7 protein-coding genes and 1 pseudogene are annotated in these 9,958 nt (G+C 71.2%); 7 read left to right on the forward strand and 1 reads right to left on the reverse strand.

The genetic code is table 11. The features are described from left to right. From HUV01_RS07645 to HUV01_RS07675, 7 genes and pseudogenes are all read left to right on the forward strand, one after another. A pseudogene (locus HUV01_RS07645) lies at nt 1-372 on the forward strand (hypothetical protein); the annotation flags it as partial. A gap of 20 nt (nt 373-392) precedes the next feature. Then, nucleotides 393-1,436: an adenosine deaminase gene (locus HUV01_RS07650; protein WP_174297701.1), complete on the forward strand. Its 1,044-nt coding sequence runs from the start codon at nt 393-395 to the stop codon at nt 1,434-1,436. Next, nucleotides 1,436-2,404: a bile acid:sodium symporter family protein gene (locus HUV01_RS07655; RefSeq protein WP_174297706.1), complete on the forward strand. Its 969-nt coding sequence runs from the start codon at nt 1,436-1,438 to the stop codon at nt 2,402-2,404. The genes HUV01_RS07650 and HUV01_RS07655 overlap by 1 nt, the downstream gene beginning before the upstream one ends. A gap of 59 nt (nt 2,405-2,463) precedes the next feature. Continuing rightward, entirely contained in the window at nt 2,464-3,585 is a 1,122-nt protein-coding gene (locus HUV01_RS07660) for a DUF47 family protein (protein ID WP_254606473.1), read from the forward strand. Between the two features lie 201 nt (nt 3,586-3,786). Beyond that, complete coding sequence (locus tag HUV01_RS07665; RefSeq protein WP_174297702.1) at nt 3,787-4,782, forward strand: inorganic phosphate transporter; 996 nt, start codon at nt 3,787-3,789, stop codon at nt 4,780-4,782. 60 nt (nt 4,783-4,842) lie between these two features. Continuing rightward, a complete protein-coding gene (gene pepN, locus HUV01_RS07670) occupies nt 4,843-7,449 on the forward strand; it encodes an aminopeptidase N (RefSeq protein ID WP_174297703.1) in 2,607 nt (868 codons plus the stop codon). A 130-nt stretch (nt 7,450-7,579) separates the two neighbouring features. Continuing rightward, nucleotides 7,580-8,164, forward strand: coding sequence for a glutathione S-transferase N-terminal domain-containing protein (locus HUV01_RS07675; RefSeq protein WP_174297704.1), 585 nt, complete (start codon nt 7,580-7,582; stop codon nt 8,162-8,164). A 100-nt stretch (nt 8,165-8,264) separates the two neighbouring features. On the opposite strand, the gene HUV01_RS07680 is transcribed toward HUV01_RS07675, so the two are convergent. After that, nucleotides 8,265-9,958 (reverse strand): phosphoenolpyruvate carboxylase (locus tag HUV01_RS07680; protein ID WP_174297705.1); only part of this gene is annotated, 1,694 nt, incomplete at its 5' end.

A 9,958-nucleotide genomic window follows, 5' to 3' on the forward strand; every position in this document is an offset into this window, starting at 1 on the left:
GAGGAGGCGATCGGCGCCTACAAGCGCTCCAAGGTCGTGGCGGAGCGGCTGGGGCCGCTCGCGGCGCTGTCGCGCAGCCGCTGGCTGACGCGCGGCCATCGCCTGACGGTGTTCGGGCTCCTCACGCTGATCTTCGTCCTCTCGTGGGTCGCGAGCGGCGTCTACGCCTCGACGGTGCTGGTGACCTTCGGCTTCCACCACAGCGACGTCCTGACCGGCGCGAGCCCGACCGCCGGCTGGGCGATCGCCGACCTCGCGTTCAAGACGCTGACGACCGCCGTCTGGGCGAGCGCGCGCGCCGCGCTCTATGTCGAGCTGCGCGACGCGCGCGAGGGGCCGAGCGAGGACCGGCTCGCCACCATCTTCGCCTGACCCCATCGACAGGAGCGCCCGTGACCGACACCCCCGACCCGCTCGCCAGCTTCTGCACCGCGCTTCCCAAGGCGGAGCTCCACCTGCACATCGAGGGCAGCCTGGAGCCCGAGATGATGGTCGCGCTCGCGCGGCGGAACCGTGTGGCCATCCCGTTCCGGTCGGTGGAGGAGGCGCGCGCCGCCTATCGCTTCACGGACCTGCAGAGCTTCCTCGACATCTACTACGCCGGCGCCGACGTGCTGCGGACGGCGGAGGATTTCCACGACCTCGCCGCCGCCTATTTCGACCGCGCCGCCGCCGACGGCGTGACCCATGCCGAGATCTTCTTCGATCCCCAGACCCACACGCACCGCGGCGTGCCCTTCGACGCCGTGGTGTCGGGACTGCTCGCCGCCGCCGGGGCCGCGGAGGCGAAGCACGGGATGAGCGTGTTCCTCATCATGAGCTACCTGCGCCACCTCGACGAGGAGGACGCGTTCGCGACGCTGCGCATGGCGGAGCCGTGGCTGGGCGACCTCGTCGGCGTCGGGCTCGATTCATCGGAGGTCGGCAACCCGCCGTCGAAGTTCGCGCGCGTCTTCGCCGCGTCGCGCGACGCGGGGCTGAAGCTGTGCTGCCACGCGGGCGAGGAGGGGCCGCCCGACTATGTCCGCCAGGCGCTCGACCTCATCGGCATCGACCGGCTCGACCACGGCAACCGCAGCCTGGAGGACCCGGTGCTCGTCGCGCGGCTGGCGCGCGAGGCGGTCACGCTGACGGTCTGTCCGCTGTCGAACGTTAGCCTGCGCAACGTCGACACGCTGGCGGTGCATCCGATCAACCGGATGCTCGACCTTGGCCTGCGCGCGACGATCCATTCGGACGATCCGGCCTATTTCGGCGGCTACATCGCCGAGAACTTCCGCGCGACCGCGCAGGCGAGGGGCCTGTCGCATGGCCAGCTCGTGACGCTCGCGCGCAACTCGTTCCTGGGCTCGTTCCTGCCCGACGCGGCGATCGCCCGCCATCTCGCCGCGCTCGACGCGTTCGCCGCCGGCGCCGCCGCCGCCACCGCCACGTGATCGCCCGGCTGTTCTCGGTGGTAGAGCCGTTCATCCTCCTGCTGCTCGGCACGGTCGCGCTCGCCACGCTCCTGCCGCCGCGTGGGGCGTGGGCGACGGGCCTCGCCTATGCGGCGGACGCGGGGATCGTGCTGTTGTTCTTCCTGCACGGCGCCAAGCTGTCGCGCGAGGCGATCGTGGCGGGCGCGCTGGGCTGGCGGCTGCACGCTGCGGTGTTGGCGGCGACGTTCGCGCTGTTCCCGCTGCTGGGCCTCCTCGTCTCGCGCGCGGCGAGCGGCCCGGTGGCGGCGGGGCTGATGTTCCTCACCCTGCTGCCGTCCACCGTCCAGTCGTCGATCGCCTTCACGTCGGTCGCGCGCGGCAACGTCGCGGCGGCGGTGTGCAGCGCCTCCTTCTCCAACCTCGCCGGCATCGTCGTCACGCCGGTCCTCGCGACCCTGCTGATGCGGAGCGCCACCGGTAGCGGCGGCGGCTTCCCGCTCGGGTCGGCGGAGGCGATCGTCGGCCAGCTGCTGGCGCCGTTCGTCGCCGGCCACCTGCTGCGCCCGCTGGTCGGCGGCTTCGTCGCGCGGCGCAAGGGGCTGGTGTCGGCCGTGGACCGCGGCTCCATCCTGCTGGTGGTCTACACGGCGTTCGGCGCGGCGGTCGCGCAGGGCCTGTGGCACCGCGTCTCGGGCGGGGACCTCGCGCTGGTGATGGCCCTGTGCGCCGCGCTGCTGGCGGCGGTGCTGCTGGCGACATGGGGCGCGGGGCGGGCGCTGGGGTTCGAGCGGGCGGACCGCGTGGTGCTGGTCTTCTGCGGCTCGAAGAAGAGCCTGGCGTCGGGCGTGCCGATGGCGGGCGTGCTGTTCCCCGCCGCCCAGCTGGGGCAGGTGATCCTGCCGCTGATGATCTTTCACCAGATCCAGCTGATCGCCTGCGCCGTGATCGCGCGCCGCTGGAGCGAGCGGGCGGCGCGGGCGGCTTGATCGACGACGCCGCCCCGGTGGACGCGCACGCGCAGGCCGGCGGCGGGAAGGATGGCGGGATGGCGAGGACCGATGTCCAGCAGGTCGCGGCCCTGCCGTACAGGATCGAGGCTGACGGGCTGCTGCGCGTGATGCTCATCACCTCGCGCGAGACGCGCCGCTGGGTCGTGCCCAAGGGCCACCCGATGACGGGGTTCGCGGCGCACGAGGCGGCGGCGCAGGAGGCGTGGGAGGAGGCGGGACTGCGCGGTTTCCCCTGCGCCGCGCCGATCGGGATCTATACCTATGTCAAGCGGCGGCGGGTGCGCGGCGACGCGAGCGTCACGGTCGCGGTCTATCCGCTGTGCGTCGCGGACCAGGCCGAGGACTGGCCCGAGCGTCATCAACGTGTCACACAGTGGTTCGATCTGGAGGCGGCGGCCGCCCGTGTGGACGAGCCGGGGCTGAAGGCGCTGATCGCCGGCTTCCGCGTGCCGCCGGCCTCCACCCTGGCGAGCCGCGTGCTGCCGGTCGTTCGGACGGGATTGAGGAGACGCGTGCCGATGCTCGGGTGGTTCCAGTCGTTGTTGCCCAGGCAGGGCCGTTTCTTCGAGCTGTTCGAGGCGCATACCGGAACGCTGGTCGCGGGCGCCGACGCGCTCGCCCGGCTGTTCCACGGCGAGGGCGACGCGAAGACTCAGATCGACGAGATCGTGGCGCGCGAGCACGAGGCGGACGACATCACCCGCGACGTGCTGCAGGATGTGCGGCGCGTGTTCGTCACCCCGTTCGACCGCAGCGCGATCACCGGCCTGATCGGGGTGATGGACGATGCGATCGACCAGATGAACTCCACCGCCACCGCCATCCAGCTCTACGAGGTGACGCAGTTCGCGCCGCGGATGCGCGACATGGCGGGCATCGTGGTGGAGGCGGCGCGGGTCACGGCGGAGGCGATACCGCTGCTGCGCTCGCTTGTCCCCAATGCGGGCCGCCTCAACGAGCTGACCGCGCGCATCATCGAGATCGAGGGCCACGCCGACGCCATCACCGAGGCGGGGATCAAGGAGCTCTACAAGACCGCGCAGGATCCGATGCGGTTCATCGTCGGCCGCGAGATCTACGGATCGCTGGAAAAGATCGTCGACCGGTTCGAGGACGTCGCCAACGAGATCCAGGGTCTCGTGATCGATCATGCGTGAGGTCGATCCGGACGCGGCGCCGGCCCGCCCGGTCCGACGAACGCCTTCCCGTCACCCCGGACCCGTTCCGGGGTCCACCGGTGTCCGGACGCCCGGACGGAGGCGCGCGCTCGACGCCGGATGCCCGAACAGGTCCGGCACGACGGGGAGGGGCGGCCGCGCGCTGGCCTTCGACGTCGTCGCTCCCGGCGAGGAACATTCATGATCTCGTTCCCGCTGCTCTGCGCGCTCGTCGGCGTCGCGCTGTTCTTCGATTTTCTCAACGGGCTGCACGACGCGGCCAACTCGATCGCGACGGTGGTGTCGACGCGCGTGCTCAAGCCGCACCATGCGGTCGTCTGGGCGGCGTTCTTCAACTTCATCGCCTTCGCCGTGTTCGGGCTCAGCGTCGCGCAGACGGTCGGCAAGGGGATCATCGACGCCAATGTTGTCGATGCGGCGGTGATCTTCGGCGCGCTGGGCGGGGCGATCTCGTGGAACGTCATCACCTGGGTCCTGGGCATCCCGTCGAGCAGCACCCACGCGCTGATCGGCGGCCTGATCGGCGCGGGCGTCGCCAAGGCGGGCTGGCGCGCGGTGGTGTGGGGCGGCGTGAACAAGACGGTGGTGGCGATCGTCACCTCGCCCGCGCTCGGCCTGTTCCTCGCGCTCGTGCTGGTGCTCGTCGTCGCGTGGACCAGCCTGAAGCTCACCCCGCTGGGCGTCGACCGCCGCTACCGCAGGCTCCAGCTCGTCTCCGCCGCGCTCTACAGCCTCGGCCACGGCGGCTCGGACGCGCAGAAGACGATGGGGATCATCACCGTCCTCCTGTATTCGCAGGGGATGCTGCACGGCGATTTCCACGTGCCCTTGTGGGTGGTGCTCGCCTGCCAGGCGGCGATGGCGCTCGGCACGATGTCGGGCGGGTGGCGGATCGTCCACACGATGGGGTCGAAGATCACCCGGCTGACTCCCGCGCAGGGGTTCTGCGCGGAGACGGGGGGCGCGATCACGCTGTTCCTGGCGATCTTCCTGGGCGTGCCGGTGTCCTCCACCCACACGATCACCGGCGCGATCGTCGGCGTCGGCGCGTCGCGGCGCGTGTCGGCGGTACGCTGGAACGTCGCGGGCCGGATCGTGGTGGCGTGGTTCGTGACGCTGCCGGCCGCGGGGCTCGTCGGCGCGGGATGCTACTGGCTCGCGCGGCTGGCGGGATAGCGCGCCCCGCTCGCGCGAAGGGGAGGTGGAACCCTTTGCCGCGCCGTCTATAGTCGTTCCATGCTCGACGTTCAGACCGCCCTCGCCACGCCCGTCGTCCACCGCCGCGACGCGTACCGCCCGCCCGAGTGGCTGGTGCCGGCCGTGTCGCTCGACTTCGCGCTCGATCCCGCCGCGACGCGGGTGCGCGCCCGGATGGAGGTCGCGCGCAACGCCGCCGCCGGACCGCTCCGGCTGGACGGCGCCGGCCAGCGGCCGCTGGCGGTGCTGGTCGACGGCGTGGCGACCGACGACTGGCGGATGGAGGGCGACGGCCTGGTGATCCCCCTGCCTGGCGACGCGCACGTCGTCGAGACCGAGGTGGAGATCGCGCCCGACCGCAACACGCAGCTGATGGGCCTGTACGCCTCGGGCGGCAACCTGTGCACCCAATGCGAGGCGGAGGGGTTCCGCCGCATCACCTTCTTCCCCGACCGTCCCGACGTGCTGAGCGTCTATCGCGTGCGGATGACGGCGGAGGCGACGCGCTTCCCGATCCTGCTGGCGAACGGCGACCCCGTCGCGCAAGGGACGCTGGACGGCGGCCGCCACTGGGCGGAATGGCACGATCCCTTCCCAAAGCCGTCGTACCTGTTCGCGCTGGTGGCCGGCGACCTCGCCGCCAATCGCGACAGCTTCACCACCGCATCGGGCCGCGAGGTGGCGCTGGCGATCTGGGTGCGCGAGGCTGACCTGCCGCGCACCGTCCACGCGCTCGACGCGCTGAAGCTCGCGATGGCGTGGGACGAGCGGGTTTATGGCCGCGAATACGACCTCGACGTCTTCAACATCGTCGCGGTGGACGACTTCAACTTCGGCGCGATGGAGAACAAGGGGCTGAACATCTTCAACAGCCGCTACATCCTCGCCGATCCCGACACCGCCACCGACTACGACTACGACGCGATCGCGGCCGTCGTGGCGCACGAGTATTTCCACAACTGGTCGGGCGACCGGATCACCTGCCGCGACTGGTTCCAGCTTTCCCTGAAGGAAGGCTTCACCGTCTATCGCGACCAGGGCTTCTCCGCCGACCAGGGCAGCGCGGCGGTCAAGCGGATCGAGGACGTGCGCGGGCTTCGCGCCGCGCAGTTCCCGGAGGACGCGGGGCCGCTCGCCCATCCGGTGCGGCCCGACAGCTATCAGGAGATCAGCAACTTCTACACCGCCACTATCTACAACAAGGGCGCGGAGCTGATCCGGATGATGGCCGCGATCCTGGGGCCGCCCGGTTTCCGCGCCGGCACCGACCTGTATTTCGATCGCCACGACGGCCAGGCGGCGACCTGCGAGCAGTTCGTCGCCTGCATGGAGCAGGCCGGCGGCGTCGACCTCGACCGCTTCCGCCGCTGGTACGGGCAGGCGGGCACGCCGCGCGTGTCGGTGGCGGTGGAGCACCGGGAAGCGGACGCGAGCGCGATCGTCCGCCTGGCGCAACGCACGCTGCCGACGCCGGGCCAGCCCGACAAGCTGCCGCTCGTCCTGCCGCTGCGGATGAAGCTGTTCGGCGCCGGGACGGGCGCGGCGCTGACCGACGAGCGGCTGGTGCTGTTCGAGGAGTCGACCGCCGAGATCGCGTTCGCGGGCGTGACCGAGCGGCCGGTGCTGTCGATCAACCGCGGCTTTTCCGCCCCCGTCATCATCGAGAGCGACCGGTCGGCCGCCGACCTCGCCTTCCTGTCCGCGCACGACGACGATCCGTTCGCACGCTACGAGGCGATGCAGCAGCTGATGCTCGACACGCTGGTGGCGGGCGCGGTGGAGGGCCGCGCGGACCATGGCGCGGTGATCGAGGCGGTCGCCAACACGCTCGCCGACATGGGATCGCAAGGCGGGGGCCTCGACCCTGCGTTCGTGGCGGAGGCGGTGCTGCTGCCGTCGGAAAGCTTCGTCGGCGACCAGATCGCGACCGTCGATCCCGAGGCGATCTTCCGCGCGCGCGAGGCGCTGCGCCGCGACATCGGCCGCAGGCTCGACGCGCGGTGGCGGGCGGCCTGTACGCCGTCGGATGCGGCTTATGCCTACACGCCCGAGGGCAAGGGCACCCGCCGGCTGCGCAGCGTCGCGCTCGGCTATCTGGCGGCGAGCGGCGCGCCCGACGCGGCGGCCATCGCGTTTCGCCAGTTCGAGGGCGCGGACAACATGACCGACCGGCAGGGCGCGCTGTCGGTGCTGGCGGCGGGCACGTCGGAGCTGCGCGAGGCGGCGCTGGACATCTTCTACAACCGCCATGCCGACAACGCGCTGGTGCTCGACAAATGGTTCCAGACGCAGGCGCTCAGCCCGCGCGACGACACGGGCGATCAGGTGCGGGCGCTGTCGGAGCATCCCGACTTCACGCTCGCCAATCCCAACCGCGCGCGCAGTCTGGTGGGGGCGTTCGGCGTCAACCAGCGCGCGTTCAACGCGCCCGACGGCGCCGGCTATCGCTTCCTCGCCGACCAGCTCATCGCGCTCGACCGGCTGAACCCCCAGACCGCGGCCAAGCTGCTGCCGCCGCTGGCGCGCTGGCGCCGCTTCGACGAGGGCCGCGCCGCCCTGATGCGCGGCGAGCTGGAGCGGATCGCGGGGACGCCGGGGCTGTCGAAGGACGTGTTCGAACAGGCGTCCAAGAGCCTGGAGGGGTAAGGGAGGCGCCCGCCCCCGACGCGGCCGCCACCCGCGCGGGACCTCGGGAAATGCGAACCCCCCTTGCGCCGATCGCGAGCGGAATGCGTTGGCGCGATGCGTTTGCGATAATCGATACGGAGCAAGTCTGATGAAACTGTATTTCGCGCCCGGCGCCTGCAGCCTGGCCGATCACATCGCGCTGCACGAGGCAGGCCTGTCGTTCGAGCACGAAAAGGTGGACCTCAAGACCAAGCTGACCGAAACCGGCGCCGACTTCACGACGATCAATCCCAAGGGATACGTCCCCACGCTTGTGCTCGATACCGGCGAGACGCTGACCGAGAACGTAGCGATACTGGACTGGATCGCGCATCGGCAGACGGCGCTGAGGCCGTCCGGTGAGATGGGCCATACGCACCTGCTGCAGGCGCTCGCCTATGTCTCGACCGAGATCCACAAGAGCTTTAAGCCGTTCTTCTCCGGCGGAAGCGCGGACGAGAAGGCGAAGGCCGGTGAGGTGATCCTGAAACGGATGACCTATCTCGCCGTGACGATGCAGGGCGACTATCTGTTCGGCCCCGACGTCAGCGTCGCCGATTTCTACCTGTTCGTCATGCTGCTCTGGGCACGCAAGAACAGCCTGGAGACGCCCGCCAAGCTCGCCGACTTCCGCGACCGGCTGATGGAGCGGCCGTCCGTCCGGACGGCGATGACGCACGAGGGGCTGGTCTGAACGGGACGTCGCGCGGAACCGTTACGTTCCGCGCGACGTCGGGGAGCGGGTCCGGCCCGACGCGCCGCCGGCTCACCCGGACCCGCTCACCCGGACCGGCTCATCCGGAGTTGCGCAGCGCGGTCGCGATCGCGTTGATCGACAGGAGGATGCCCTCGCCGATCCGCTCGTCGGTCTCGCCCGCGCGGCGGCGCTTGATGAGTTCGATCTGGAGCAGGTTCAGCGGCTCGATATAGGGCAGGCGCAGCCGGATCGAGGCGTCGAGCGCCGGGCTGTGCTCCAGCAGCCGCGACTGGCCCGTCACCGCCAGCAGCCCGTCATGCGCCTGGCGCCAGCCGTCGCGGATCCGCTCGAAGGTCGGCTCGCGCAAGGCCCGGTCCTCCACCAGCGCGGCATAGCGGCCGGCGATCCCCATGTCGGATTTCGCCAGCACCTGTTCCATGTTGGCGAGCATCGAGGCGAAGAACGGCCAGCCCCGCGCCATGTCGGCCAGCAGACCCGGATCGGCCTCGCCCAGCGCCTGGCCGACGCCGTACCAGCCGGGCAGCATGACGCGCGCCTGCGCCCAGCCGAACACCCAGGGGATCGCGCGCAGATCCTCGATCCGGTCGCTCTTCGTCCGGCTGGCGGGGCGGCTGCCGATCCTAAGGTTCGCGATCTCCGCGACCGGCGTCATCTGGCGGAAGAAGGCGCGGAACCCCGCGCCGTCGTCGGGGCCGCCATAGACTAGCCCGCGATAGGCGGAGAAGGCCCGCGCCGACAGCGCGTCCATGCCCGCGCCGAAGCGGGCGGTGTCGGCGGGCGACAGCGGCGGCGGCTCCAGGCTGGTCAGCAGCGTGGCGGAGGCCATCGCCTCCAGATTGGTCGCGGCGCTCGCGCGGGTGCCGTATTTGGCGGCGATCACCTCGCCCTGTTCGGTGATGCGGATGCGGCCCTGCACGGTGCCGGGCGGCTGTGCGCGGATGGCAGCGAACGACGAGCCGCCGCCGCGCCCCACCGCGCCGCCACGGCCGTGGAACAGCTGCATGGCGACGCCCGCCGCCTCGAACACCGGCGCGAGCGCGGCCGAGGCGACCGACAGGCTCCAGGTGGAGGTGAGATAGCCGCCGTCCTTGTTGCTGTCGGAATAGCCGATCATCACCTCCTGATGACCGCGCGTCCGGGCGATGCCGGCCACCTCGGGCAGCGCGAACCAGTCGGCCATAATCGCGGGCGCGGCCTCCAGATCCTCGATCGTCTCGAACAGCGGCACCGCCATGACCGCGACCGTGGCCGGCCCGCCCTGCCGCGGCGCCCGGTAGAGCCCGGCCTCCTTGAGCATCAGGTTGACCTCCAGCAGGTCGGACACCGACTTCGCCATCGAGACGACGTACTGGCGGACGCAGGCCGGGCCGTAGCGGGCGTGCGCCTCCGCCGCGGCCTGCACGATCGCGAGTTCGGACCGGGTTTCCTCGCGGTAGTCGGCAAAGGCGCTCGCGAGCGGCCGCGCCCCGGCCAGTTCGCGGCGCAGCAGCGCGACCCGCGCGGGCTCGTCGAGCGACAGATAGTCCGCCTCGACCCCGGCGACCGCCAGCAGTTCCGCCACCACCCGCTCGTGCACCGCGCTGTTCTGCCTCAAGTCGATCGTGGCGAGGTGGAAGCCGAAGATGTCGACCGCGCGGACCAGCCGGCCCAGCGCGCCGCTGCCGCCCAATATGTCGCCCGCCTGCCCCAGGCCGCGCGCGATGCAGGCGAGGTCCGCACGCAGGCCGGCGGGATCGGCATAGGGTTCCCCCTTCAGCACGCCGGGCCGCG

It is taken from the genome of Sphingomonas bacterium, assembly GCF_903643035.1.
Lineage (GTDB): Bacteria > Pseudomonadota > Alphaproteobacteria > Sphingomonadales > Sphingomonadaceae > Sphingomonas.